This window comes from Pseudomonas sp. GT1P32 (assembly GCF_054897805.1).
Genome location: NZ_CM142704.1, coordinates 1797730 through 1823326, shown reverse-complemented (window position 1 = coordinate 1823326; position 25597 = coordinate 1797730). Strand labels below are relative to the sequence as shown.

The window sequence follows — 25597 nt, the reverse complement described above, 5'->3', positions numbered from 1 at the left end:
CAGCGCAGCCTGCCGCAATGGCAGGCCGCGCTTGTCGTCCCGGTCAGATCAGGTTGATCACGACATCGATGTTGCCACGGGTCGCCTTCGAATACGGGCAGGTCTGGTGCGCGGCATCCACCACCGACCGTGCGACGGCAGGGTCCAGGCCGGGAAGGCTGACGTTGAGGCGCGCTTGCAGGAAAAAGGCGTTTTCGGTCTTGCCCAGGTCTATTTCGGTATCGACAGACACGTCTGTCGGCAAGGTCACTTTCAACGCGATGGCTGCCTTGCCCATGGCGCCGATGAAGCAGGCCGACCAACCAGCGCCCAGCAGTTGTTCAGGGTTGGTGCCGCTGCCGGAAGAACCAGGGGCGCTAAGCTTGACGTCCAGACGGCCATCGTCGCTTCGCGACTCGCCATTGCGGCCTCCGGTTGTGTGGGTCTTGCCGGTGTAAAGCACGGTGTCGATTTGATTGATCATGGCGGTTCCTGCTGAGATGAGTGGGCTCTTCAATGTCTGCGTCTATCGGAGCGTGTCTGACTGTCCGATGTGGCCCACTTTTTCACTTCCATGTAATGCGGATGTGTCCTGAACCGGCGCTTGTGTATCGCCGTGTAAGATCACCCCGCAAAAATACACACTGATACAAATCGAGCACCAGGAACCCCTTTAGGAGCGAGACCGGCTCGCTCCTACAGATAAAGCCTTCACGCCTGCTTGTTCAGCGCCGCCTCCGCCGCCGCGATTTCCGCCTGGCGCTTGATGATCAGGTCACCCATCGGCGGCCCCTGAAAGCGCCGCGCTTCAAAACCGAACCAGACGATGGCCGTCAGCACCAGGAAGCCGATGGTGATGTACAGCGCCCAATCGTTCGGTGGCTGGATGCCGATGACGAAGATCACCACCATCGAGAGCACCGAGAGCACGGCGAACAAGGAGTAAAAAGCGTGCCCCATGTTCCACGGCCCCATGGTTGGCCACTTCGACGTTCCGTAGGCGAACAGGCCCAGCACGATGGGAATGATGAAAGAGAAAAACAGGAAGATCACCGTGCAGGAGACCACGATGGTGTAGACCGGCGTTGCCCCGATCGAGATCACCGACGAGCCCCAGTCGAACAAGACCGCCAGGGTCGCGCCGGTCCAGATGGCTGCCACCGGGCTGCGATATTTCGTCGAGACCGAGGCCAGGGCTTTCGAGCAGGGCAGGCCACCGTCACGGGAGAACGCGAAGATCATGCGTGACACCGAGGTCACGGTCGCCAGCCCGCAGAGAAACTGCGAGATGAAAATCGCCACGTACAGCGCGAGTTTGATGTTCGGGCTCACCTGGGCGTTCATGGCCCAGAAGAACACGTTCCAGCCTTGTTTCGCCGCTTCGTCCATGCTCGGCAGGAGCAACACGAACGAACAAAGCATCACCCAACCGAACAGCAACGACCAGACCACCGACATGACCATGCCGCGCGGCACCGACATCGCGGCATTGCGGGTCTCTTCGGAGGTGTGCGCCGAGGCGTCATAACCGGTGATGGTGTAGATCGGCAACAGCAGGCCGAGCATGAACACCCAGCTGTTCGACACCTGTGGCCAGACACTGCCGCCGGCTTCACCGGAATAGTTGCCGAAAGTCCACAACCGGGCGAACTCATAGCTGGGCGCGGAAATCAGGCAGACGATGGTCAGCGCGAGCGCCGTGGCGAAAATCAGGTAGCCCGAGAAGTCGGTGAGTTTCGCGGTCAGGCCGATGCCCAGATGGTTACACAAGGCCTGGATGCCGGTCAGGATCGCCAGGAAAATCACCCTCACCGTGGTGGTGTCTTCCATTCCCAGCGCCGGTCCGAAGGCACCGAAAAAGAAGTAATAGGTGCCGACGTTGATCGCGCCGAGCACCGTGACCAGTCCCAGCAGATTGAACCAGGCCGTCAGCCAGCCAGTGAAGCGATTCCCGAGAATCGAGCCCCAGTGATAGAGACCGCCAGCAGTGGGGTAGGCCGAAGAAATCTGCGCCATGGCCAGCGCGAAAACCCCGGAGATCAGGCAGCCGATGGGCCAGCCGATGCCAATCGCCGCACCCCCTGCACCCGAAGTGCCCTGGGCCAGTGAATTGATGCCACCCGAGAGGATGCAGATGATCGAAAAGGAAATCGCGAAGTTGGAGAAAACCCCCATTCGTCGCGAGAGTTGCTGGGCATAGCCCATGTTGTGCAACGCCTTGACGTCATCGTCATGCGTGTCGGTGCCGGGCTGGCTTGCTGGGTTCATGCTGTGTACCCCATCAGGTTTTGATTCAATCCATTGGCGTGTGCGCAATGGGCTGGCCTTCAACACCTTGTCGTACTGCTCCTTTTTCCAACCGATACTGCTCTGGATCTAAACGCGGCCGTGATAAGCCGCGTCGAAAATGCTGGCCACACCGATCTTGGTCAATGGCAGGGGATTGCCGCTGGCCGAGGGATCAACAATCGCCATGTCCGCGATCAGGTCGGCCTGCCGGTCATCCACGCCCAACTCAACCAGCGTGTGCGGCACGCCGATGTCTTTGCGCAGCTTGAGCACGAAGGCCAGAAAACTGTCGAAGCCGGGGGAGGGCAGGCGCAGATAAGCCGCGAGGCGGATGATGCGTTCCTCGATGGCCGGGCGGTTGAACTGCAACACATACGGCATGAACGTGGCATTGGTCATGCCGTGATGGGTGTCGTACAGCGCGCCCACCGGATGCGAGAGCGCGTGCATTCCACCGAGGCCTTTCTGGAACGCGGTGGCGCCCATCGCGGCGGCGGCGAGCATGTGCGCGCGCGCCTCAAGGTCCGAAGGTGTATGGACGGCGCGCACCAGGGCATTGGCCACCAGGCGCATGCCTTCCACCGCAATGCCGTCGGCCAGCGGGTGAAAACCGGGAGCGCAATACGCCTCCAGGCAATGGGCGAACGCATCCATGCCAGTGCCGGCGGTGACTTTTGCCGGCATGCCGACGGTGAGTGCCGGATCACTGATGACCACGCGCGGCATCATTTTCGGGTGGAAGATGATGCGTTTGGTGTGCGTGCGCTCGTCGATGATCACCGCCGCACGACCGACTTCGGAACCGGTTCCCGCCGTGGTCGGCACGGCAATCACCGGGGCGATGTGGCTGTCGTCGGCTCGGGTCCAATAGTCGCCGATATCTTCAAAATCCCACACCGGTCGGGTCTGGCCGCTCATGAACGCGATGAGCTTGCCCATGTCCAGGCCGCTGCCACCGCCGAAGGCAACCACGCCATCGTGCTGGCCGGTGCGCCAGGCTTCGAGCCCACCGGCCAGGTTGGCCTCGACCGGATTGGGCTTGAGGTCACAAAACAGCGCGACGCCAAGGCCGGCGGCGCGCAACGCATCCACCGCCGCCGTGGTGATCGCCGCGCGCCCCAGGCCGCTGTCGGTGACCAGCAACGGGCGTTGGATACCCTGGCTGCGGCAGACCTCGGCGAGCTCGGCGATGCGCCCGACACCGAAGCGAATGCTGGTGGGGTAGTTCCAGTTTCCAGTCAGGTTCATGACCTACACCTCGTGGCGCAGATGAAAGGATTTGGCGCGGGTCAGGTGCTCGTAACCCAGGCGCGACAGGGTGACGCCGCGCCCGCTGTTCTTGACCCCGGTCCAGGCCAGCGCCGGGTCGAGGTAATCGCAGCGGTTCATGAAGACGGTGCCGGTGGCGATCTCGTTGCCGAGGCGTTCGGCGGCGGCGAGGTCCTCGGTCCAGATCGACGCGCTGAGTCCGAACTCACTGTCGTTCATCAAGGCGATGGCTTCGTCGTCGCCAGTCACCGGCATGATGCCGACCACAGGGCCGAAGCTTTCGTCGCGCATCACCGACATTTCATGAGTGACGTCCACCAGTACCTGCGGCGCCAGGTAAGCGCTGCCCGGTACGTCGGCGGGAAACGCCTTCGGATCGATCAACGCTTTGGCGCCCTCGGCCAACGCGTCGGCAATCTGTCCGCGAACAAAATCAGCGGCGGCCGGCGAGACCATTGGACCCAGCGTGGTGGCTTCGTCCAGCGGGTTGCCCAACACGTACTGGCGAGTCAAATCGGCGAAGCGCTCGACGAAGGCGGGATAGATTTTCTCGTCCACATAGATGCGCTCGACCGCGCAGCAGCTTTGCCCGGAGTTGAAGAAGCTGCCGTCCACCAGGTTTTCCACGGCGTGTTCGAGATTGGCGTCGGCGCGAACGTAGGCCGGGTCTTTGCCGCCGAGCTCCAGGCCCATGCCGATGAAATCCGTGATGGCTGCTTGTTGGACTTGCAGGCCAGCGTCCACCGAACCCGTGAAGTTCACCTGTTGTACGTCTCCGGTGACGATGGCTACTGCGGTACTGGCATGACTGAGCAGCAGGTTCTGGAACAACCCTTCAGGCAGATTGGCCCGGCGAAAAGCTTCAGCGAAACGCTCGCCGACCAGCAGGGTTTGCGAGGCGTGTTTGAGGATGACGCTGTTGCCCGCCATCAACGCCGGAATAATCGTGTTGACGGCGGTCAGGTAGGGGTAGTTCCACGGGGCGATCACGAGCACCGTACCTAGCGGCTCGCGTTTGATGTAACGCCGAAAACCCGCGACCGGTGCGGGCTCAACGGCGGCAAGCGCTTCGGGCGCAATAGCGATCATGTGCCGGGCACGCTCTTCGAAACCGCGCAGCTCGCCAGCGCCATAACGCACCGGTCGACCCATTTGCCAGGCCAGCTCCGGCACGATTTCATCTTTCATGGCGAGCATCGCGTCCACAGCGGCACTGCAAAAAGCTGCACGCTCGCTCAGTGGTCGGCGCTTCCAATGCGCCTGGGCAGTTGCAGCCGCCCCAAGCGCCTGAAGGAGCCGGGCCGTATCTATTTGTTGGCGCTCGACGTACACCCGGCCATCGACCGGAGAAATAAGCTGAATCTTCGCAGTCATGGTGTGCTCAATAGCGCTCGAAGCCGCGCTGCAGTTCCCAGTCAGTGATCCGCCGGTCGTACTCTTTCTGCTCCCACTCGGCGGTGTGCACGTAGTGATCGACCACCTCATCGCCGAACGCCTCGCGCAACATGCTCGACCCCTTGAGGGCGGAGCAGGCATCGCGCAGGGTTTTCGATACTTCCGGCAAATGCTCATCGAGGTAGGCATCGCCCTCGAACGGCGCCGCGAGTTCAAGCTTCTCGTCGATCCCGGCCAGGCCCGCTGCGATCAGCGCGGCGAAGGCCAGATATGGGTTGAGGTCGGCGCCGCCGATGCGGCATTCGATGCGGATGGATTTGCTGCCTTCGGCACACAAACGAAAGCCGGCGGTGCGATTGTCGCGGCTCCATACCGCCCGCGTCGGCGCGAAAGTGCCGGCCTGGAAGCGCTTGTACGAGTTGATGTAGGGCGCCAGAAAGCAGGTGATGTCGTTGGCGTACTTGAGCTGCCCGGCGACCCAGGCGCGCATCAGTTTCGACATGCCGAACTCGGCTTTGGCGTCGAAGAACAACGGCTTCTTGGCGTTCTTGTCCCACAGCGAATTATGGATATGGCTGCTGGACCCGGCGGCGTCATAGCGCCACTTGGCCATGAACGTGATCGCCTTGCCTTGCAGCTGCGCGATCTCTTTGCAGGCGTGCTTGATGATGACGTGGTGGTCGGCCATGGTCAGGGCATCGGCATAACGAATGTTGATTTCTTCCTGGCCGGGGCCCCATTCACCCTTGGAGTTTTCCACGGGAATGCCGGACGCTTGCAGATGCTTGCGAATCGCCCGCAGCACCGGTTCCTCGCGGGTGGTCTGGAGGATGTTGTAATCCTCGATGTAATGCCCGGCGGTTTTCGGTTGGTGGTAGTTGCGCTGGTGGATCGCTTCGTAGCTCTCATCGAACAGGTAGAACTCGAGCTCCGAAGCGAACATGCCGGTGTAGCCCCGTTCGCGCAGGCGCTCGACCTGTTTTTTCAGAATCGCCCGCGGGCTGTGGGGCAAGTCCTTTCGATGGTGATGATCGAGCACATCGCAGAGCACCAGCGCCGTGCATTCCAGCCAGGGCACGCGCCGCAGCGTGGACATGTCCGGTTTGAGGACGAAGTCGCCATAGCCTTTGCTCCAACTGGCTGCGGCGTAACCCGGCACCGGTTCCATGTCGATGTCGTCGGCCAGCAGGTAATTGCAGCAGTGGGTTTCTTCGTGGCCGCTGTCGATAAAAAATTCGACCTGGAAGCGCTTGCCGACCAGGCGTCCCTGCATGTCGACCATGCAGACCAATACGGTGTCGATTTCGCCAGCGGCAGCCGCGCGCTTGAGTGCATCAAAGCTGAGGAGGGGCTCGGTCATCACGTCAATCCTGCGTGAAAGGGTTGGGCCTGTCTGAGGTAGCTGTTGCAGACGCTCTCCAGAACAACCAAAACCCTGCAGAATCGAGCATCGTGAGCAATGAGCTGATCCAAGCTTAGCTTACTGTTGAAAACTGCAAGTCCTTATGAGCCGCTAAATTCACAGCTTGTAGCCAATCTGCCGCAACAGGTTTTTGCGCCACAGAATGTCTTCGTCGTCTTCAATATCCTTGGCGCAGAAGCCATCGACCACACCCAGAATCGCTCGTCCCTGTGCTGTCTCGGCGAGCACCACTTCAGTGGGATTGGCGGTTGCGCAAAAGATCCGGCACACCTCTGGAACCGTCTTGACCGTGTTCAATATGTTCAGCGGGTAGAAGCCGTCGCCCAGGAAGATGATGAAGCTGTGCCCGGCGCCGATGGCTTGGGCATTGCTCTGGGCCAGTTTGATCATGGCGGGATCGGTGCCGGACCAGCGCACCAGGCATTTGCCCGAGGCTTCGCAAAAAGCCACGCCGAAGCGGATGCCCGGCACTGCGTTGATCAACGCTTCGTGAATGTCCTCGACGGATTTGATGAAGTGGGTCTGGCCCAGAATGAAATTCGTGTCTTGCGGCTTGTCGATTTTCTGCGTGATGAGTTGCATCTCGAACACCTCCTTTCACGACGGTGTTGCCAGGGGCTGGCAACCGTTCAAGTCTCACGATTCATTTTAGGAGATTCGCGCCCAGGCCGACGCTTGGGCGACCGGTGCACGTCGGGCGGCGGTAATCGGGTAAGGTAGGCGCGAAAATGCACCGGGTGCGCCGATTGACTTCACTGGAACCGAACATGATGAAAGCTGTATCCCTCACCTTCGTCCTTTCACTGACCGCGGGGGCATTTTGCACGCCGGCGGCAGCGGCAGGGGATGCTGAAGCCGGGGCGAAACTGTTCACGCGGATCTGCGGCGGCTGCCATCAAGTGGGCGAGTCGGCGCGGGGCGGCTTCGGCCCGCAACTCAACGGCATTTTCGGCCGTCCTTCGGGAAGCGTGGCGGATTACCAGTACTCCGACGCGATGAAATCCGCCGGCATTGTCTGGACGCGCGAGACACTGACGGCTTACCTCGAAGCGCCGAAGAAAGTGGTGCCTGGCACCCGGATGATTTTCTGGGGGCTCAGCGATCCGGAGAAGATCGAGGATGTGCTGGCGTACTTGCAGACGTTTCAGCCGAAGTAAGGCTTTCCGACTTTCGACAGGGATAGATTGATGCAGCGAACGACCTCGCGATTGGTATTAAGACCGCCTCGCGCCGAAGACCTGGCCAGCCTGTTCGCCATCTACGGTGACCCCGCGACGAATCAATTCAACCCGGCCGGGCCGCTGACCCGTATTGAACAGGCGCAAGCGCAACTGCATGAATGGCTGCGCCACTGGGAAACTCACGGATATGGGTGGTGGGCGCTTTCAACCCGTGCCGCCCCGAATGAGGTTATCGGTTTCGGTGGCATTGCCTTGCGCAATTACGGGGATGTCGAACGGCTAAACCTCGGCTACCGGTTTGCCGTGCCCGCCTGGGGTCAAGGCTACGCGAGCGAGTTGAGCCGGGCAGCGCTTGAATATGGATTCGATGAGCTGCACGTGCCGCAAGTGTTTGCGCTGGTCCGGCCGGCGCATGTCGCCTCGATACGCGTGCTGGAAAAGATCGGCATGCAGCGATTCGGTGTGCTGGATGACGTACCGGGTCAGGCGCCGAGTGTGGTTTACCAAATCAGTGGCCGGTAACACGGTCGTCAGTTGGTGATGCACAAATCCCCGGTGGCACGGATCAGTGCCTGCCCATGCAGGCCATCCTTGATCAGCGCCGACCGTTCTTTGGCCAGCCACTGGGCGCAGTTCGGATCTTTGCGATAGGGCGCGAAATCGGCGTAGTGCTGCAACAGGCGATTTTGCAACTCATCCAGCTGCGGCCGGATTTGATTGGCAAGGTCCGGCCGTGGCACATCAGGCGCGTTGCCTGCCGCTTGCCATTGCGCGAGCAGTCCGTATTGCACCAGTTTGCTGGCTTCTATCTGCGCCGCGAGCAACTCGGCGACCTCGTCCGGGTCGAGTTTGCGCGAAACCGCTTGTTTCCTTGCATTGTCGATGACTTGTGCTTCCCGGGCGCTGTCATGGATCGGTTTGTGGCTGTCCCATTTGGTCAGCGCCACCAGATCAGCAATGTTCAGGCGTTCGTTTATCGTCACCAGCAGCGGTTGCAAACTGGCGGGCGCCGGGGAGGGCGTGCCGGCTTGTGCGCCGCAAGCGAGTAAACCGGACAGGGCGCAGGTCAGCAGCAGGCGTGGGGAGCAAAACATGGGCAAACCTCATTGGATACGGGACTCGCAATCAGGAGCTATGTATCACAGGTGTGCCAGCGGCATTAAGGGGGAGCTGATTTTATTTGTGCATGAAAAAGCCCGGCGGGTGAGGCCGGGCTTCTTTTTGAGTACCGCGGTAGGGCAATTCATTCATACGGCGCGGTTTTCGATCAGACGGTCGGAGCCACCTTCGGCAACGCGGTTTTCGATCAGACGGTCGGAACCACCTTCGGCGACGCGGTTTTCAATCAGACGGTCGGAACCACCTTCGGCCACACGATTCTCGATCAAACGATCCGAACCACCCTCAGCCACACGACTTTCAATCAACCGATCCGAACCGCCTTCAGCGACAACCGGGTGAGCAGAAGAAGCGGCGAAAGCGTTAACTGCAAAAACCGAGAAAGCGATGCTGAGGAAGAGTTGGCGTTTCATGATGGTGTGCTCCGGGATGTAGTTGTTTGGTATGGAGCTGATGTTACGCCGCACAATTTTTAAGAGAACTTCATTGAGTTGATGGTGACTATCGACGTCGGCAATGGTTTGCCGTTGATGCGAAAGGGCGTCTGGGCGCATGCCTGCTCAGTACCGCATCCCCTTGTAGGAGCCGGCTTGCTGCGGGCGGCGTTCCGACGATGGTGTGTCAGCTAAGGAAATGTCGACTGACACACCATCGCCAGCAAGCTGGCTCCTACAGGGGGTGCAGGTGAGAAATGTCCTCAAAGTTCCATAGCGCCAGCCTGTCGTCGGCTGCACCGCCCGGCCGGAACAGCCGGGGTATGCTGGATCTCCCGAACTATCGACGGTCTCCGGCAAGTCAGGCCGTGAGGCATTTCCTGCGAGGTTCCAGGCTCTGATCGAGAGGGTAAACCGATGCACGACTATTACGACTTGGGCACCTACAGCCGCCCCGTAACGACTCGTTCACCACAGGCTCAGCTTTGGTTCGACCGCGGATTGTTATGGTGCTACGGCTACAACCACGATGAATCCATCCGCTGTTTCCGCAAGGCGATCGAACACGACCACGATTGCGCGATGGCCTACTGGGGAATCGCCTATGCCAGCGGCCCCAACTACAACAAGCGCTGGGACGCGTTTATCGAACAGGAGTTGAAAGACGCGGTCGCCCAGGCCCGATTGGCGACGCTTACTGCGCTGGCGCATTGCGACGGTGCAAAACCGGTGGAACAAGCGCTGATCCGGGCGCTTGAGCAACGCTATCAGGCCGACGCTGCCGACAGTGTTGAACAACTATTCACCTGGAACGATGCCTACGCGGCGTCGATGCGCGATGTCTATAAAGCCTTTCCCGACGATCCCGATGTGGCGGCGCTGTTTGCCGAAGCCTTGATTGACCGCACACCCTGGCTGCTGTGGGATCTGAAAACCGGTGAACCCGCGCCGGGCGCCGACACCCTCGAAGCGCTGGCTGTGCTGGAGCAGGCGCTGGGCGGTGCGCCGCACCCCGGCGTGCTGCACATGTACGTGCACACCCTGGAAATGTCACCCCATCCCGAACGAGCGTTGCGCGCCGCCGATGTTCTGCGCGACCTAGTGCCGGACGCCGGGCACCTGCGCCACATGCCGTCGCACATCGACGTGCTCTGCGGCGATTACCGTGGGGCCATGAACACCAATAGCCAAGCGATCCTGGTCGACCGCAAATTCCTGGAGCGGGAAGGGCCGCTCAACTTTTACACCCTGTATCGATGCCACAACTACCACTTCAAACTCTACTCGGCGATGTTCCTCGGGCAATACCAACCAGCGCTGGACGCCGCCATCGAGCTGATGTCGACCATCAAGGAAGAACTGCTGCGCGTCGAGCAACCGCCCATGGCCGACTGGCTGGAAAGCTTCGTGTCAATGAAGGTCCATGTGCAGATCCGCTTCGGCAAATGGCAGGACATCCTCGCCACTCCATTGCCCAATGACCAGGAACTGTACTGCGTGACCACCGCGATGTTGCATTACGCCAGAGGCGTGGCGCACGCGGCCAGCGGGCATATCGCCGGCGCGGAAGCCGAACAACGTCTGTTCATCAATGCCCTGACCTGCGTACCGCCAACGCGCTACCTCTTCAACAATCAATGCACCGACATCCTGGCGGTGGCCGGCGCCATGCTGCACGGGGAAATCGAGTACCGCAAAGGCAACTACGACAGCGCATTCGTTCACCTGCGCGAGGCGCAGTCACTGGACGACAACTTGCCATACGACGAACCTTGGGGCTGGATGCAACCGGTGCGACACGCGCTGGGTGCGCTGCTGCTGGAACAGGGCCGGGTGGAAGAAGCCTTGCAGGCCTATCGGGCCGATCTGGGTCTGGACGACACGCTGAGCCGCGCGTCCTGGCATCTGGACAATGTCTGGAGCCTCCACGGTTATGTGGAATGCCTGAAACGCTTGGGGCGGGACGCTGAAGCCGCTGCTGCCCGGACCCGCCTCGACCTGGCCATGGCGCGGGCCGATGTGGAAATCACTGCCTCCTGTTTTTGCCGTGTCGGGGCGCGCTGCTGTCAGGGCTGAGCCCTCTGAAAACGGGCGTCACGACGCCCGTTTTCAGGCATCGAGAAACGCGTCGATCATCGGCGCCAGCCATTCGCTGCGCGTGGTCACCTGCATGTGATCGGTGCCGGGGAGCACGGCAAGCTGCGCGTGTGCCAGGCGCCGGAACATCTGCACGGCATGTTCGGGACGGATGACGTCGGCGTCGCCGACCACTACCAACGTCGGCGCGGTGATGCGGCGGATATTGTCGTCGGGGATGTCCTTGAAATCGCGCATGCGCCGGGCTGCCTTGTCATGCATCAGCCGCAGATTGCCGGGCTGCGGCGCGACCTTGAGATACGCCTCCTGCAACTCTGGCGGCATGTTCTCCAGCGTGGCGTTGGCCATCGCTTCCCAGAGCCATGGATAGGCACCGTCACGATTGACCAGCGCCGACGCCGCCACGATTTTGCGCACGACGTCCGGATGCCTGATCGCCACCTGCAAGGCGATGGTGCCGCCATTGCTGAAACCGAACAGGTCCGCTCGCCCGATGTGCAGATACGCGAGCAAGGCCGCCGTGTCGTCCGCGGATTGCTCGAAGCTGAACGGACGGTCGACGATGTCCGCTGTGTGCCCATAACCCTGTTGTTCAATGGCAATGACCTGACGCTCAGCCGCCAGTACCGGCAGGATCTGACCGAATGAGGTTTCAAGGGTGTCGCCGCCGCCATGCAGCAGGACGAGGGGCGGTCGCGTGGGGTGCGCCGCGCCGTGAATCTCGAAATAGATCCGCAGGCCGTTGACGGGGGCGTAGCCGGTTTTGCGCTGATTCATGGCGGGTTCTCCGCGTATTTGAGGGTTTGCTGGCTGGCGAGTGGATATCTGCACGAAGGTGATTATGCTTCATGAAACCTTGCAGTGATGTGAGGCGGTCAGCCTGTTGCCAGGCTTTGTGCATTCCGTAGTCCGATAACTTCAGCCCCAGGGCCTGGGTGCGACGATGCTAGTGAGGTGCTCCGGCCTACAACAAGAGCAAGACGGAGAAGACTCATGGCCGCAATCGACAACACCACCACGGGCAGTGCGCCCCACCACGGGATCACCAAGGAGGAGCGCAAGGTCATCTTCGCCTCGTCCCTGGGCACCGTGTTCGAATGGTACGACTTCTACCTTTACGGCTCCCTCGCCGCGATCATCGCCAAGCACTTCTTTGCCGGCGTCAACGAGACAACCGCCTTCATCTTCGCGCTGCTCGCGTTCGCTGCGGGGTTTGCCGTGCGGCCTTTCGGCGCGATTGTGTTTGGGCGACTGGGTGACATGATCGGACGCAAGCACACCTTCCTGATCACCATTGTCATTATGGGTATCTCCACCGCCATCGTCGGGTTTCTGCCCGGCTACGCGACCATCGGTGTCGCGGCGCCGGTCATCCTGATTACCTTGAGACTGTTGCAAGGCCTGGCGTTAGGCGGTGAGTACGGCGGGGCGGCGACCTACGTCGCGGAGCATGCGCCGAAGGGCAAGCGCGGCTATTTCACTTCGTGGATTCAAACCACCGCGACCCTCGGTCTGTTCCTGTCGCTGCTGGTGATCCTCGCCTGCCGCACGATCCTCGGTACTGAAGCGTTCGAGGCCTGGGGCTGGCGGATTCCGTTCCTGCTGTCGATCCTGCTGCTGATCGTCTCGGTGTACATTCGCCTGCAACTCAGCGAGTCACCGGTGTTCCTGAAAATGAAGGCTGAAGGCAAGTCGTCCAAAGCGCCGCTGACCGAATCCTTCGCCCGTTGGGACAACCTGAAAATTGTGATCATGGCGCTGCTCGGCGGTACTGCCGGCCAGGCTGTTGTCTGGTACACCGGGCAGTTCTATGCGTTGTTCTTCCTCCTGCAAATGCTCAAGATCGACCCGCAGACCGCCAACCTGCTGATCGCCGGTTCGCTGCTGATCGGCACGCCGTTCTTCGTGATATTCGGCAGCCTGTCCGATCGCATCGGCCGCAAAGGCATCATCATGGCCGGCTGCATTCTGGCGGCGGTGACTTACTTCCCGATCTTCCATGCGTTGACCCAGTACGGTAACCCCGACGTGTTCGCGGCGCAGGCGAAAAACCCGGTCACGGTGGTCGCTGATCCAGACCAGTGTTCGTTCCAGTTCGACCCGGTGGGCAAAGCCAAATTCACCAGTTCCTGTGACCTTGCCAAGACGGTACTGGCGAAGAAAGCCATCCCCTACATCAACGAAAAAGCCGCGCCGGGCACTGTCGCGCAGGTTCGCATTGGCGGCAAAGTGGTCGAGAGCTTCGAGGGCACCGGCATGCCGGCCGCCGACTTCAAGACCCGCAACGATGCCTTCGTCGCCACCCTTGGCACCGCGCTCAAGGACGCCGGTTACCCTGAGAAGGCTGACCCTGCGAAGACCAATTACCCGATGGTTTTGTTGCTGCTGACCATCCTGGTGATCTACGTGACCATGGTCTATGGCCCGATCGCAGCGTGGCTGGTGGAACTGTTCCCGGCACGTATCCGCTACACCTCGATGTCGCTGCCGTATCACATTGGCAATGGCTGGTTTGGTGGCTTCCTGCCGACGGTTGCGTTCGCCATGGTCGCGGCCACGGGGGATATCTACTACGGGCTTTGGTATCCGATCGTGATTGCGGTGATGACGGCTATTCTTGGGACGTTCTTTCTGCCGGAAACCAAGGATCGTGAGATTCATCACACCTAGGGTAGGGAAGGTTTTTGGGATTGGGTGGGGGCATATCCGTTGCTGCGGTGATGGCTGCTGGCGGTTTCGCCCTTACGGCGAGTCACTTGGAGAAGCGCCAAGTAACCAAGCGCTTCTGCCCCTTTCGTTCGGTGCCTCGCTAATGCTCGGCATGCCCTCGCTCCGGTCCTGCTCCGTGGGCCCGCCGCCATCGGCCATCCCTGGCCGGGGGCTGCTAACCCGGCATCCATGCCGGGTTGCCCACTGCGCAGAACCTCCACTCGGCCTCTCGAGGGGGCGCTCAGATCAAAAGCTGAAGGCGAGCTAACGCTCGGCCTGATGAGTGGTGAGAAGCGAAAGCAAACGCGATTCCCTGTAGGAGCCGGCTTGCTGGCGATGGCGGTGGGTCAGTCGACGCATTTATAGCCTGAAAGGACGCCATCGCCAGCAAGCTGGCTCCTACAAGGGAAATGCAGATGTGTTTGGATAAATACGATCAACTGTAGGAGCCGGCTTGCTGCGGGCGGCGTTCCGACGATAGCGGTGGGTCAGTCGACGCATTTATAGCCTGAAAGGACGCCATCGCCAGCAAGCTGGCTCCTACAAGGGAAATGCAGATGTGTTTGGATAAATACGATCAACTGTAGGAGCCGGCTTGCTGCGGGCGGCGTTCCGACGATAGCGGTGGGCCAGTCAACACATCTATCGCCTGAAAGGACGCCATCGCCAGCAAGCCGGCTCCTACAGGGAATCGGTGTACATGTCCGGAGTGGGTGAGCGCAGCAGAGAAGGACAACGCGTCCCCCCAAAGAGCCAGGTCGGCTTTCAGGCCGCCTCGGCGGCTGTGGCGGTAGTCGCCCCCTCGAGAGGCCGAGCGCAGGTTCTGCGCAGTGGGCAACCCGGCATGGATGCCGGGTTAGCCGCCCCCGGCCATGGATGGCCGATGGCGGCGGGCCCACGGAGCAGGACCGGAGCGAGGGCATGGCGAGCCTTAGCGAGCCACCGAACGAAAGGGGCAAGAGCCCTTGGTTACTTGGGGCTTTTCCAAGTGACTCGCTGTAAGAGCGAAACCGCCAGCCGCCGTTACCGCAGAAACGGATATACACCCAAGCGAAGTGACCCGCACCACAATCACTCAGGCAACCCAGCCATCCGCAGCCCCTGCGCGAAACGAGCAAGATCCTCTGGTCGCTGAATAGGCAGCCATTCTTTCAAATTGGAAACACGCAATGCAGGATCCAGCTCGCGCAAGCGCTGCATCGCCTGTTTCGCCTTATCCATCCGTCCCCTCAGCGCATGACTGGCCGCCAGCAGCGCGACCGGAGGCAACAGGGTAGGCAGGTTGCGCAATGCCTTTTCCGCCCAGTCCGTCGCACAGTCGTAGCGCCCGGCAACGAAGTGCGCGAGCGCCATGCCCACCTGCATCCTGAACATCTCCGGGTCCAGCGGGCTCAAGCGAACCGCATGGGTCAAAAATTCGATGGCGGCGTCTGTTTCACCGCGCAGTGCACGCAAAATACCGCCCAAAAACCAGGCGGGAGCAAGGTTCGGATTGAGCAGGCGCGCCCTGTCTAACAGGGCAATGCCGCCATCGACATCACCGCTGAGATGGGCCAGAGCATGCCCGCTTCGCGTCAATGCCACCGCATCGTCCCGACCGAGTGCCATGGCCAGGCGCGCAAGCCGCGCACCTTCGGCGATCTCTCGAGGTCGATCCGTCATCCAGCCATTCAACTTGCGCCAGAAATGACACCACGCCGCCATGCCATAGGCCGATGCAAACTCCGGATCGAGTTCGATGGCCTTGTAGAACAACGGCAGCGCGTCCTCGAGGGCTTCCCGTGTGCCGTTGTGCAGTTTCGCCATTCCGCGCAGGTAATAGTCGTAGGCGCAGAGGCTTTCAGTCGGCTTGCGCTTGGCCCGTTCGATTTCCGCCCGTTCGAGCTGTGGCGCGATGGCACCGACGACGCTTTCAGTGATTTGATCCTGCAACTCGAAGATGTCGTCGAGCGTGCCTTCGAAGCGCTCCGCCCAGAGATGGGTTCCGGTCGTTGCATCGATCAGTTGCCCGGTGATGCGCACCCTGTCACCGGACCTGCGCACGCTGCCTTCCAGTACATAACGCACGCCGAGCTCCTGGCTGACACCCTTGACGTCCACCGCGCGGCCTTTGTACGTGAAGCTCGAATTGCGCGCGATCACGAACAGCCAACGGATCCGCGACAGGGCGGCGATGATGTCCTCAACCATGCCGTCGGCGAAATAATCCTGCTCCGGGTCGCCGCTGAGGTTCTGGAAGGGCAGGACAGTGATCGAGGGTTTGTCCGGTAACACGAGGGGCTCATTCCGGTCGGCGGGCATGCCTGCGTCGATACCGTGTTCGTCAGGTTGCCGGGCCTCGGCGGTCTCGCCTGCCTCGACCTGGCCAATGAAGCGGTAACCCTTGCGCGGCACCGTGCGAACCAGGCGCTGTTCCTCACCGGTATCGCCGATGGCCTTGCGCACCGCATTGATGTGGCTGGTGATCGTCGATTCCGAAACCACCCGGCCGCTCCACACCGCCTTGAGCAATTCATCCTTGCTGACGACGCGATCGCGCTGGCTGACCAGCTGCAGCAATAAATCGAAGACCTGTGGCCCGATGGGCACGACTTGCCCGCGCAAGGTGAGTTCCCGGCGTTCTTGATCGAGCACGTAGTCTTCAAACACGAATGGCAAGGTGAATATCCCCTGGTCGAGCGGGTAGTGAGTACGAGCAGTCGATAATACGGCAGCGCGTAACCGGCTGCACCGTCGAGCCGGGGTGACATTCAAACGGCGGTTTTTTTTGGACGAAAAATCAAGCGCGAGCGAAGGTAAATCCAAGGCCTGCGCAAGGACTTCGCTTACGCACGCGGGCACTCTTTGCTCACACCGACAGCAATGGTTGCCGTCGTGAAGCGGAGAGTACCCATGAAGATCGTCGTCATTGGAGGCACTGGCCTCATCGGATCGAAACTTGTGAACAACCTCCGCGAGCGCGGCCATGACGTGCTCGCAGCCGCCCCTAGTACGGGCATAAACAGCATCACCCGCGAAGGTCTGGCCGAAGCGATGGATGGCGCTGAAATCGTCGTCGACGTGGCGAACGCACCGTCGTGGGAAGACCAGGCTGTCCTCGATTTCTTTGAAACGTCGACCCGCAATCTGCTGGCAGCTGAAGCGGCTGCCGGGGTTCGCCATCACGTTGCCCTGTCGATTGTCGGTACTGAACGGCTGCCCGAGGCCGGCTACTTCCGGGCCAAGGTCGCGCAGGAAAGCCTTATCAAGGCCTCCGGAGTTCCTTACACCCTGTTGCGTGCCACGCAGTTCTTCGAGTTTGTCGGCGGCATTGTCCAGTCGTTCACCGTCGGCGAGCAGATTTGCGTTTCGCCAGCGCTGATCCAGCCGATAGCGTCCGACGACGTGGTGGCGGCGCTGGTCGATGTCGTGCTGGCAGCACCGGTCAATGGCACAGTCGAAGTCGCGGGCCCGGAAGCCATGCCGCTCGACGAACTGTCCAGGCGCTTTCTGCGGGCAACCGGGGACACCCGCAAAGTCGTACCGGACGTGCACGCACGCTACTTCGGCGCGGTGCTCGACGACCAATCGCTGACCCCCGGCAAGAACCCACGCCTGGGCGCGATTCGCTTCGAGGACTGGCTCGCCCGGTCCTGACGCCGGGATTCGCCCTCATCAAACAGACGCATAAGGAGATTTGCCATGTTCACCCGATATCTTCTGGCCGCTGCTTTCGCAGCGCTCTCGATCACCGCGTCGGCCGCCGACAAGCCCGCGGGCAAGGTGACGGTCGTGTTCGACCGGCCCATTCCCAATATCCCCGGCAAGAGCATGAAGGGCGTGGTTGTCGAATATGGGCCTGGCGCCGCGTCGCCGGCCCACACCCATCCGAAAACGGCCTTCATTTATGCAACGGTCCTGGAGGGCTCGTTTCGCATCAAAGTCAAAGGCGAGCCGGAAAAGATCTACAACGTCGGCGAAAACTTCGTAGAAGAACCGGGCTCCGTGCACGAAGTCAGCGCCAACGCCAGCGATACCCAACCTGCGCGTTTGCTGGCGGTGTTCGTCCTCGATTCCGATGAAAAGGTGCTCGTCACGCCGATCGGCAAGTGACTTCACACTCGCGCTGATCGACGCGCGATAGCCGGGCGGCAGGCCACTGCCGCCCTTGGGCTGCTACAGGTTTATGGGCATTGAACAGGTAATGAGAACAATGAACTCTCTCCAGGACAAGGCCGCCATAGCCGCTGACGCAAGCGCCGAAATCCCTGTCGCCGCGCCGCGTCGCAGCAAGAAAAAAGTGATCGGCCGATTGCTGTGCGTCGCCGCCGTTCTGGTCCTGGCTGCCGGAGGGGCCATGGCTGTTTTCAGCGGCACGACTTCCACCGATAACGCTTATGTGCGCGGCGACGTGACCTCGCTCGCCGCCAAAGTGGCCGGGTACATCACGTCGGTAGAGGTCGAGGACAACCAGGCCGTCCGGGCGGGTGATGTCCTGTTTCGCATTGATGATCGAGACTACCGCGCACGGCTGGCGCAAGCCGTGGCGAATGTCAGTGCGGCCCAGGCTCGCCTGAGTCATGTCGATGCCCAGACCCAGCTTCAGCGTGCCCTGATTCGCCAGGCCGAAGCCCAGCGACGCTCAGCCGCCGCCGAGATGAATCTGGCGACCAAGACCCATGATCGCAACCGCAAACTGATCGTCAGCAACGCGGTCAGCCACGCCCTGGTCGATGAAACCGCCGCTGCACAATCCAGAGCCGAGGCGACGGTATCGGCAGCCTCGGCATCGGTCGAGGCGCAACAACAAAACATCGCCGTGCTGGTCACCGAGCGCGAAGCAGCCGTTGCGGCGGTGAATCAGGCGCAGGCGGCGCGGGATCTCGCCCAGATCGATTTCGACAGCACCGTGGTCCGTGCGCCTGTCGATGGCGTTATCGGTAACCGCCAGGTCCGAGTCGGTCGGTATGTGACGACGGGCGTGTCGTTGCTCGATATCGTGCCGGTCCATGATGTGTGGGTCGTGGCGAACTTCAAGGAAACCCAACTCGAGCATATTCGCCCCGGTCAACGCGTGCGCATCACAGTTGACGGCTATCCGAACGAGGCACTTGAAGGCGTGGTCGACAGCTTTGCACCGGGCAGTGGTTCGGCATTCAGTTTGCTGCCCACGGATAACGCGACCGGTAATTTTGTTCGTGTCGTTCAGCGAGTGCCGGTGAAAATCCTGTTGGCCCACAACCCGTTGCCGGGCCGCATCGTGCCGGGCCTGTCTGCGCGGGTCGAGATTGCGCAAGGAAGTGGCTCGTGAGCACGGTGGCCACCGCCACGCCGGGCAATGCCAGCGTGACGAATGGCCTCCTGCTCATGGCGGGCATCCTGCTTGCCGCGCTGACGGAAGCGCTCGCCGGCACCGTCCTGTCGCTTGGGCGCAGCGACATCATCGGCGATACCTATGCAACGCCCGATGAGTTCGCCTGGCTGGATATCGGCTACACCGCGTTCAAGCTGATCGGGTTCATGACGGCCCCTTGGTTGATGAGCCGTTTCTGTCCACGTCAGGTTCTCCTCGTCGCGACGCTGCTCATGGGCCTGGCGTGCGCCATTGCTGCCATGACGGCTCGGCTGGATCTGCTGGTAGCGCTTCGAATTATTCAGGGCTTCGCCGGCGGCACGCTGCTGGTCGGCGGACAGGTGATCATCTTTCGCGCCTGGCCGCGATCACATCAACCCATCCTTCAGGCGCTGTTCGCCATGGGCGCGGTTGTCGCGCCCGCCACCCTCGCGCCGGCCCTTCAAGGGTGGTTGATCGATAGCCAGTCCTGGACCTGGATTTTCTTCAGCATTGTTCCGCTTGCCCTGGCGGCCAGTGGACTTTTGCTGACCGCCGACGCCCCGATGCCGACCAAGACACGGCATCGTCCGTTTGACGGGGTCGGTTTCTGCCTGATCTGCGTCACCTTGTTGTGTTTTACCTATGTGCTCAGCCAGGGCAGCCGATGGGACTGGTTTGAAGAACCACGCATCCTGTGGCTGACCGTGATAGGTGCTGCCGCGCTGCTGGGATTTCTTGGCCAGCAAGTGTTGACCAAAGGCCAGGGCGTGCTCGATTTCACCCTGTTCAAATCGAGCGATTTTACCTTCGCCTTTATCGTCAGTTTTGTCGCCGGTGCGGCCTTGTTCGGCAGTGCGTTCCTGATTCCGGCGTTTGCACTTTCAGTTCTCGCGTTCACACCCACCGATGCCGGCCAGCTACTGTTGCCCAGTGGCGCCTTTTTTATCGGGGCGTTGCTCATTTCGGCCTGGCTCATGCAGGCTCGCCGCGTTCCGCCGTTCGCCACCGTGCCCTTCGGCATCCTGATGATCATGGTTGCGATGTGGATGCTGTCCGGTTCCACCCGTGAAAGCGGCGCCGACGACATGATGGCGGCCATCCTGTTGCGCGGGTTGGGTCTTGGTTTTCTGTTTCTGTCGATCACCCTGATCGCGTTCAGTGACCTCAACAGGCGCAACCTCGCCAGCGGCATAGGGCTTTTCAATACGGGGCGCCAGTTGGGGGGCCTGATGGGCGTCGCAGGGCTTCAGACGCTGATCGAGCATAACGTTGTCGCCAACTCGGTGGTCCTTGGCGCCAGCGTCACTCCGGGCGGGGGCGCGGTCATCGAACGGCTGACCACCACAGCCGCGATGTTGTCGACCAAAGGAATGGATGCAGTGGCCGCCGGCCGGGCGGCGATGAGCCTTCTTGGCCGTACCGTCACAGGTCAGTCCACTGTGATTGCCTTCGACAGCGCATTTGTTGCAGTGACGCTGCTTTTTGCAGTCGCCGCGCCAGTGCTGGTCGGCATCAAAATCGGGTTGGGGCAATACGCGAAGCGGCGTGCTGCGGCGTCACCTCAATGAAGGAAGCTCATTTGTTTGACGCAAGAAAAAGCCCGGCTGATTAGGCCGGGCTTCTCGTTGAGTACCGCGATAGAGCCATTCATTCATACAGCGCGGCTTTCGATCAGACGGTCGGAACCACCTTCGGCAACGCGGTTTTCAATCAGACGGTCAGAGCCACCTTCGGCGACGCGGTTTTCAATCAGACGGTCGGAACCACCTTCGGCAACGCGGTTTTCAATCAGACGGTCAGAGCCACCTTCGGCGACGCGGTTTTCAATCAGACGGTCGGAACCACCTTCGGCAACGCGGTTTTCAATCAGACGGTCAGAGCCACCTTCGGCCACACGATTTTCGATCAAACGATCCGAACCACCCTCAGCCACACGGCTTTCAATCAACCGATCCGAGCCGCCTTCAGCGACAACCGGGTGAGCGGACGAAGCGGCAAAAGCGTTAACTGCAAAAACCGAGAAAGCGATGCTGAGGAAGAGTTGGCGTTTCATGGTGGTGTGCTCCGGGGTGTAGTTGTTTGGTTGGAGCCGATGTTACGCCGCACAATTTTTAAGAGAACTTCATTGAATTAATGGTGACCATTGACGAAAGCAATAGATGGATAAAGGTCCATGTTGTCCGAGTGGTGGCATCTGGCTACGCGTTGCTTGATTGGATCCACAGTGGCACCCTCAGCGCCCGTTGCACCAAGGAGCCAGGTGATCAAGGAATGAGTGGATACGTACCCAACCCCCCGAAAAACTTCCGATACGACGAAGCCAAACCTGTCGATATCCACGCCAGACGCTGGGCCGAGTATGAGAAATACGGCAAGGCACCGGCGGCTGCGAAAGAGAAAGTCCGCGTCGCATTGCGCATCGGCGTGTTCTTCGACGGGACGTTGAACAATGCGAGTAACTCGGCTTCAGGATTGCTGTGTGGTGCCCATCATCCGATTCTGCCTGCGGATGTAGATGCGAGCTGCAAGCCGTATATGGCGGATCCGGAGGGGAGTTATGGGAATGATGTGAGTAATGTTTTCAAACTATACGAGCTCTACCCGATATCGGAAGTAGCCGGAAGCGATGCGTCATCCAAACTCGTACAGCGCAGCCTCTACGTTGATGGGATCGGCACCGATGCGGCCGCCGAAGACAGCTTGGGGGCCGCGGCGACTGGGCGAGGAGATGCAGGCGTAGCAGGGAAGGTACAAAAAGCGTTTGTCGCCATGAAAGCACTGATCAAGGAAGCGATAGATCGTAATCCTGACGGCGAGATTGCATCGCTCACATTCGACACCTTTGGGTTCAGTCGAGGCGCCGCCGCTGCCCGACATTTCGCCAACGAAATCGTACGTTGCAAACTGGGACCTTTAGGTGAAGTGCTTCGCAGCAACTCCAAGGGCTTCAGCTCCAGTTTCGATGCCCAGTACAACAGCGAAATCATCATGGGATTCATCGGCCTGTTTGATACCGTGCCCTCGGTCGCTGGGGTCACAAACTTAGGTAATATTCAAAGCCCCGTGGCGCCGGGGATCAAGCTCTACCTTGACCGCAAGTACTTTACCGATGTCATTCAATTGACTGCACGGGACGAGCGTCGGGCCAACTTTGCGTTAAGCACGGTCATTCCTGCGCACACCGAAATATCCGTTCCCGGCGTGCATTCGGATGTCGGTGGGGGGTACCGGGAAGAAGTGGAAGAGTGCGTGTTGGTCAGCCCCATGCAGGCCCTTACGATGCACCAGGGAACCGATATCCGAACCACTTCGATTTATCGTGATGCCCAGCAGCAGAAAGCGAGTTGGATAGCCAATGGCTGGCCAGAAGCAATGCTGGAAATCGTGACTCCGAAACCGACCCCACTTCCGAGAGTAGATCAGGCATCGGGGGACAAACAGGTGCGCGCGTACGCAGGGTTGCAGCTCAAGCGCCCGGTCAGTGGCAAGCTGTCGGTGGTGTATCTGCACTTGATGCATAAATTGGCGAGGGAGAAGGGTGTGCAGTTTGGTGTGATCGACGAAAACGATCCCGCTAACAGCTTGCCTTCTGAACTACAGCCTTTTTGCGACAGGGTTCTTTCCGGAAACTACGAGCCTACGGCTGAAGAAGAAAAAATATTGAAGCTCAAATACGTTCACATGTCTGCCAACTGGAGTAATCCGGTAGGCGCGAGTCGGGAGCGAGGTGTGACCATTCGCTATACCAACGCGCCGACTGAAAGTGGAGTACGTGTGCGCCATCCTCATGTGCCGGACTCTAGCTGGAGAGTGTTTTGATGCGAGCTTTGGTTTTATTACTTGGCCTGTGTTTGGTGGCTGGGTGTCAGTCTTCGGATACGCTCTCAAAAAGCGAGCTCACCAGAAAATGGTGGAGTCTTAGCTTCAATCAGCCGAATTACATGAAGGTTTGGGTCGAAGACAGTCAGGTCGAAGACATCAACGGCAAATTGTTGCGCCGAACAGGTGGCGGAACGGCGGCGGGAAACGAGCCGGAAGACGGTATGGAGTCCGCTCGGGGGTGGGGGCAAATTACCGGAGGAATTCGGGAAGTCGTAGGGGCCGATTTGCCAAAGCGTATCTATGTTCGCTGGCAGTCTGTGGTGGAGTCAAAAACCTATCGGGTCTGGATCGATATACCTGAAGAAGCTCGGCAAATCATGCGGGCGACAGTGAACGAGCCTTGCCCGACGACACCAGGCGAACCTGCCGGTACGATTGCGTTGGTCTACGTCGGCCTGGCACCAGGAGGGATCGCACAGGTTTGGGTCTCGGACAAATGCATGAAGGCCGTAAAAGTTGCACGCGCCCAAGCCGAGGTTGAACCTCTGGGGCCGCATCTTGGAAAGTCCGGCGGCAATTACTATCCCCAGTCCGAGGCGTCCAAACGCTATGTCGAAAAATACGGCATCCCGTACGGCAGTTGGTAACCCCCCACACAAACAAAAACGGGCGCCTATCAAGGCGCCCGTTTTCATTTCGGCATAACGCAATCAAGCCTCACTAATCTGACTGACACTCGTCACCTGCCCATTCCAGACCATCTCGTAATGCGCCGCCTGAATCACCGATAAAACCGGTTTCGGCGTCATCAGCGCCCAGCAATTACTGCCGTGCATTCGCACCGAGTGGTAACGAAGCCCAGGGCAACCCGCCTCTTTGACTGACCTCCCTAAACGACGGGAGTGCGTGTAATCGTCCGGATCATAAACAGGGTCCGTCATAGAAAGGGACGTCGCATCTTTCATCCCGGCCTCCACAAAAGAGCAGGACAACCCGCGGAAGACGAACCGCTCGTAGTTGAGGCTCGGGACGTTCGACCAATACAGGCTCTGATGATGCTTCACTTCAGCCAGTGCCGTTTCCAGGGTATCCGCCAGATACAACACCCCAAAACTGCCGTCGCTGAACCGCGAGCCTGCCGGGTTGACGTGGGTAAAGGGGGCCGTCGCATAAGAGCAGCCAGGAATGCCAAACGGGATTTCACTGCGGCGAATCAGCTCAAGGCGACCCACTTCGTTTTTCAGTCTCGGGTTGGTGAGCTCCTGGATCTGATACAGCACTTCAAACTCGTCCGCGTCCGCCACGTCATCAAACAACGCCACCGGGGGGAACTTGGAATTGACCAGTCGATAGGCCTGCAATGGCTCGCCGGCAAGTGCTGCCAGTTCGCTCAGCCTCACCATTGCGCGCCCCGCAGCACGTCGATGCGCCGGAAGGTCTCATACAAGGAAATCATATCGCCCTGAGCCATGATCTCGAGCGGGGAGCGGCCGTTGAAAAATTCGTTGTCGTTGGCCATCGACGGGAAACCGTAGACGTTTTCCGGGTTATCGAACACCAGGCGCAGCGCCGCGTGGATGTTGAGCACGAAACTGATGCGCTGCATCTGGTCCGCGTCCAGCGCCACGGCCCAGTCGGGGTCGCGTTGGCGGGCGCGAGTGTAGGTGCTGCGGGAGATGCGCAGGATACGGCAGGCCTGATCGCTGGAGGCGCGCCATTTATCGAGGATGCCGACAGCGGCGCGCAGGCCGGTTACGCACTGGCTTTTGGTGAAGGCTTGTTGCTGGAGGGCAACGGCCATGTTCATGACCTCAAGTTGAATCTGTAGATTCAAAATTAGGTAAAAAGCATCTGTAGAGCAAGTTCGTTGCGACCAGTGGTGGCTGCTATCGTAATAAGCCTTCCGGTCGCTCGAATTCAGAGGAGGTGCACCATGGAATCTTTCACCGGCGGTTGCCTGTGCGGCAACGTGCGAATTGTGGCATCCGGGCGGCCATACCGGGTTGGCCTCTGTCACTGTCTCGATTGTCGCAAGCATCATGGCGCGTTGTTTCACGCCTCCGCGATATTCCCCGAGAGTGCGGTGACGATCACCGGCGAAACACGCGACTACGCAGGACGGTTTTTCTGTCCGCGCTGCGGCTCCTCGGTTTTCGCCCGCTCCGATGACGAAGTCGAAGTGAACCTGGGATCGCTGGATGCTCCTGACCAACTGACGCCCACCTATGAAAGCTGGATCACCCGTCGCGAGCGTTGGCTGCCGCCGTTTCCGTTGACCCGACGCTACGAACACGACCGCGAAGGCACGGGGCGTTATGAAGGGTAGCCCCGAAACCTGTAGGAGCCGGCTTGCTGGCGATAGCGGTGGGTCAGACGACGGCGTTGCTGACTGACAGTCCGCCATCGCCAGCAAGCTGGCTCCTACAGGGGTTGTGTTCTTCGGCAGGCATCAGCGTTGGGAATGCCACCGACCAGACATCCGGGAACCTGTAGGAGCTGGCTTGCCAGCGATGAGGCCCATGAAATCAATGCAATATTCAAGGCCCAATCGCCAGCAAGCTGGCTC

Annotated in this window: 24 protein-coding genes; 11 read left to right on the top strand and 13 right to left on the bottom strand. The window is 60.2% G+C overall.

All coding sequences use genetic code 11. The features are described from left to right. Window positions 1-43 precede the first annotated feature (43 nt). From ACYZUC_RS08225 to ACYZUC_RS08200, 6 genes are all read right to left on the bottom strand, one after another. Window positions 44-463 carry an organic hydroperoxide resistance protein gene (locus tag ACYZUC_RS08225; protein ID WP_461994953.1) on the bottom strand — a complete coding sequence of 140 codons (420 nt, stop codon included), beginning with the start codon at window positions 461-463 and terminating at the stop codon, window positions 44-46. 227 nt (window positions 464-690) lie between these two features. Further along, window positions 691-2247, bottom strand: coding sequence for an amino acid permease (locus ACYZUC_RS08220; RefSeq protein ID WP_461994951.1), 1557 nt, complete (start codon window positions 2245-2247; stop codon window positions 691-693). A gap of 108 nt (window positions 2248-2355) precedes the next feature. Continuing rightward, the gene (locus ACYZUC_RS08215; protein WP_461994949.1) at window positions 2356-3516 is read right to left on the bottom strand and encodes an iron-containing alcohol dehydrogenase; all 1161 of its coding nucleotides are present in this window, start codon (window positions 3514-3516) and stop codon (window positions 2356-2358) included. Window positions 3517-3519: 3 nt separating this feature from the next. Further along, window positions 3520-4911: an aldehyde dehydrogenase family protein gene (locus ACYZUC_RS08210; RefSeq protein ID WP_461994948.1), complete on the bottom strand. Its 1392-nt coding sequence runs from the start codon at window positions 4909-4911 to the stop codon at window positions 3520-3522. A gap of 7 nt (window positions 4912-4918) precedes the next feature. Further along, complete coding sequence (locus ACYZUC_RS08205) at window positions 4919-6292, bottom strand: glutamine synthetase family protein (protein WP_461994946.1); 1374 nt, start codon at window positions 6290-6292, stop codon at window positions 4919-4921. A 159-nt stretch (window positions 6293-6451) separates the two neighbouring features. Next, window positions 6452-6937, bottom strand: a complete 486-nt coding sequence (locus tag ACYZUC_RS08200; protein ID WP_461994944.1) for an adenosine-specific kinase — start codon at window positions 6935-6937, stop codon at window positions 6452-6454. Between the two features lie 185 nt (window positions 6938-7122). Between ACYZUC_RS08200 and ACYZUC_RS08195 the strand changes: the two genes are divergently transcribed. Both ACYZUC_RS08195 and ACYZUC_RS08190 read left to right on the top strand, forming a co-directional pair. Then, window positions 7123-7512 carry a c-type cytochrome gene (locus ACYZUC_RS08195; protein WP_461994942.1) on the top strand — a complete coding sequence of 130 codons (390 nt, stop codon included), beginning with the start codon at window positions 7123-7125 and terminating at the stop codon, window positions 7510-7512. A gap of 30 nt (window positions 7513-7542) precedes the next feature. Further along, on the top strand, window positions 7543-8058 hold the full coding sequence (locus tag ACYZUC_RS08190) for a GNAT family N-acetyltransferase (protein ID WP_461994940.1): 516 nt from the start codon (window positions 7543-7545) through the stop codon (window positions 8056-8058). Window positions 8059-8066: 8 nt separating this feature from the next. Here the strand turns inward: ACYZUC_RS08190 and ACYZUC_RS08185 are convergent, their stop codons facing one another. Both ACYZUC_RS08185 and ACYZUC_RS08180 read right to left on the bottom strand, forming a co-directional pair. Next, on the bottom strand, window positions 8067-8630 hold the full coding sequence (locus ACYZUC_RS08185) for a chorismate mutase (RefSeq protein WP_461994938.1): 564 nt from the start codon (window positions 8628-8630) through the stop codon (window positions 8067-8069). Between the two features lie 153 nt (window positions 8631-8783). After that, the gene (locus ACYZUC_RS08180) at window positions 8784-9068 is read right to left on the bottom strand and encodes a hypothetical protein (protein WP_461994936.1); all 285 of its coding nucleotides are present in this window, start codon (window positions 9066-9068) and stop codon (window positions 8784-8786) included. A 438-nt stretch (window positions 9069-9506) separates the two neighbouring features. On the opposite strand from ACYZUC_RS08180, the gene ACYZUC_RS08175 reads away from it, so the two are divergent. Further along, complete coding sequence (locus ACYZUC_RS08175) at window positions 9507-11165, top strand: tetratricopeptide repeat protein (RefSeq protein ID WP_461994934.1); 1659 nt, start codon at window positions 9507-9509, stop codon at window positions 11163-11165. Window positions 11166-11198: 33 nt separating this feature from the next. On the opposite strand, the gene ACYZUC_RS08170 is transcribed toward ACYZUC_RS08175, so the two are convergent. Continuing rightward, entirely contained in the window at window positions 11199-11963 is a 765-nt protein-coding gene (locus ACYZUC_RS08170) for an alpha/beta fold hydrolase (protein WP_461994932.1), read from the bottom strand. A gap of 216 nt (window positions 11964-12179) precedes the next feature. On the opposite strand from ACYZUC_RS08170, the gene ACYZUC_RS08165 reads away from it, so the two are divergent. Beyond that, window positions 12180-13856 (top strand): MFS transporter, encoded by a 1677-nt coding sequence (locus ACYZUC_RS08165; protein ID WP_461994930.1) that lies wholly within the window; start codon window positions 12180-12182, stop codon window positions 13854-13856. A gap of 1110 nt (window positions 13857-14966) precedes the next feature. On the opposite strand, the gene ACYZUC_RS08160 is transcribed toward ACYZUC_RS08165, so the two are convergent. Further along, complete coding sequence (locus ACYZUC_RS08160) at window positions 14967-16553, bottom strand: winged helix-turn-helix domain-containing protein (protein WP_461994928.1); 1587 nt, start codon at window positions 16551-16553, stop codon at window positions 14967-14969. 234 nt (window positions 16554-16787) lie between these two features. Between ACYZUC_RS08160 and ACYZUC_RS08155 the strand changes: the two genes are divergently transcribed. From ACYZUC_RS08155 to ACYZUC_RS08140, 4 genes are all read left to right on the top strand, one after another. After that, window positions 16788-17531: an SDR family oxidoreductase gene (locus tag ACYZUC_RS08155; protein ID WP_461994926.1), complete on the top strand. Its 744-nt coding sequence runs from the start codon at window positions 16788-16790 to the stop codon at window positions 17529-17531. A 45-nt stretch (window positions 17532-17576) separates the two neighbouring features. Next, window positions 17577-17987 carry a cupin domain-containing protein gene (locus ACYZUC_RS08150; protein WP_461994925.1) on the top strand — a complete coding sequence of 137 codons (411 nt, stop codon included), beginning with the start codon at window positions 17577-17579 and terminating at the stop codon, window positions 17985-17987. Window positions 17988-18087: 100 nt separating this feature from the next. Further along, complete coding sequence (locus ACYZUC_RS08145) at window positions 18088-19185, top strand: HlyD family secretion protein (RefSeq protein WP_461994923.1); 1098 nt, start codon at window positions 18088-18090, stop codon at window positions 19183-19185. Then, window positions 19182-20777, top strand: coding sequence for a DHA2 family efflux MFS transporter permease subunit (locus ACYZUC_RS08140; RefSeq protein WP_461994921.1), 1596 nt, complete (start codon window positions 19182-19184; stop codon window positions 20775-20777). Before ACYZUC_RS08145 ends, ACYZUC_RS08140 begins: the two co-directional genes overlap by 4 nt. An 83-nt stretch (window positions 20778-20860) precedes the next feature. Here ACYZUC_RS08140 and ACYZUC_RS08135 read toward each other — a convergent pair whose 3' ends face one another. Then, on the bottom strand, window positions 20861-21262 hold the full coding sequence (locus ACYZUC_RS08135; protein WP_008030819.1) for a hypothetical protein: 402 nt from the start codon (window positions 21260-21262) through the stop codon (window positions 20861-20863). 218 nt (window positions 21263-21480) lie between these two features. On the opposite strand from ACYZUC_RS08135, the gene ACYZUC_RS08130 reads away from it, so the two are divergent. Beyond that, on the top strand, window positions 21481-23028 hold the full coding sequence (locus tag ACYZUC_RS08130) for a phospholipase effector Tle1 domain-containing protein (protein WP_461994919.1): 1548 nt from the start codon (window positions 21481-21483) through the stop codon (window positions 23026-23028). Beyond that, a complete protein-coding gene (locus ACYZUC_RS08125; RefSeq protein ID WP_461994917.1) occupies window positions 23028-23678 on the top strand; it encodes a DUF2931 family protein in 651 nt (216 codons plus the stop codon). Before ACYZUC_RS08130 ends, ACYZUC_RS08125 begins: the two co-directional genes overlap by 1 nt. A gap of 63 nt (window positions 23679-23741) precedes the next feature. Here ACYZUC_RS08125 and ACYZUC_RS08120 read toward each other — a convergent pair whose 3' ends face one another. Next, complete coding sequence (locus ACYZUC_RS08120; protein ID WP_461994916.1) at window positions 23742-24434, bottom strand: RES family NAD+ phosphorylase; 693 nt, start codon at window positions 24432-24434, stop codon at window positions 23742-23744. Continuing rightward, window positions 24428-24832, bottom strand: a complete 405-nt coding sequence (locus ACYZUC_RS08115; protein ID WP_008037849.1) for an antitoxin Xre-like helix-turn-helix domain-containing protein — start codon at window positions 24830-24832, stop codon at window positions 24428-24430. Before ACYZUC_RS08115 ends, ACYZUC_RS08120 begins: the two co-directional genes overlap by 7 nt. 132 nt (window positions 24833-24964) lie before the next feature. Between ACYZUC_RS08115 and ACYZUC_RS08110 the strand changes: the two genes are divergently transcribed. Continuing rightward, window positions 24965-25357 (top strand): GFA family protein, encoded by a 393-nt coding sequence (locus ACYZUC_RS08110; protein ID WP_461994915.1) that lies wholly within the window; start codon window positions 24965-24967, stop codon window positions 25355-25357. Window positions 25358-25597 lie beyond the last annotated feature (240 nt).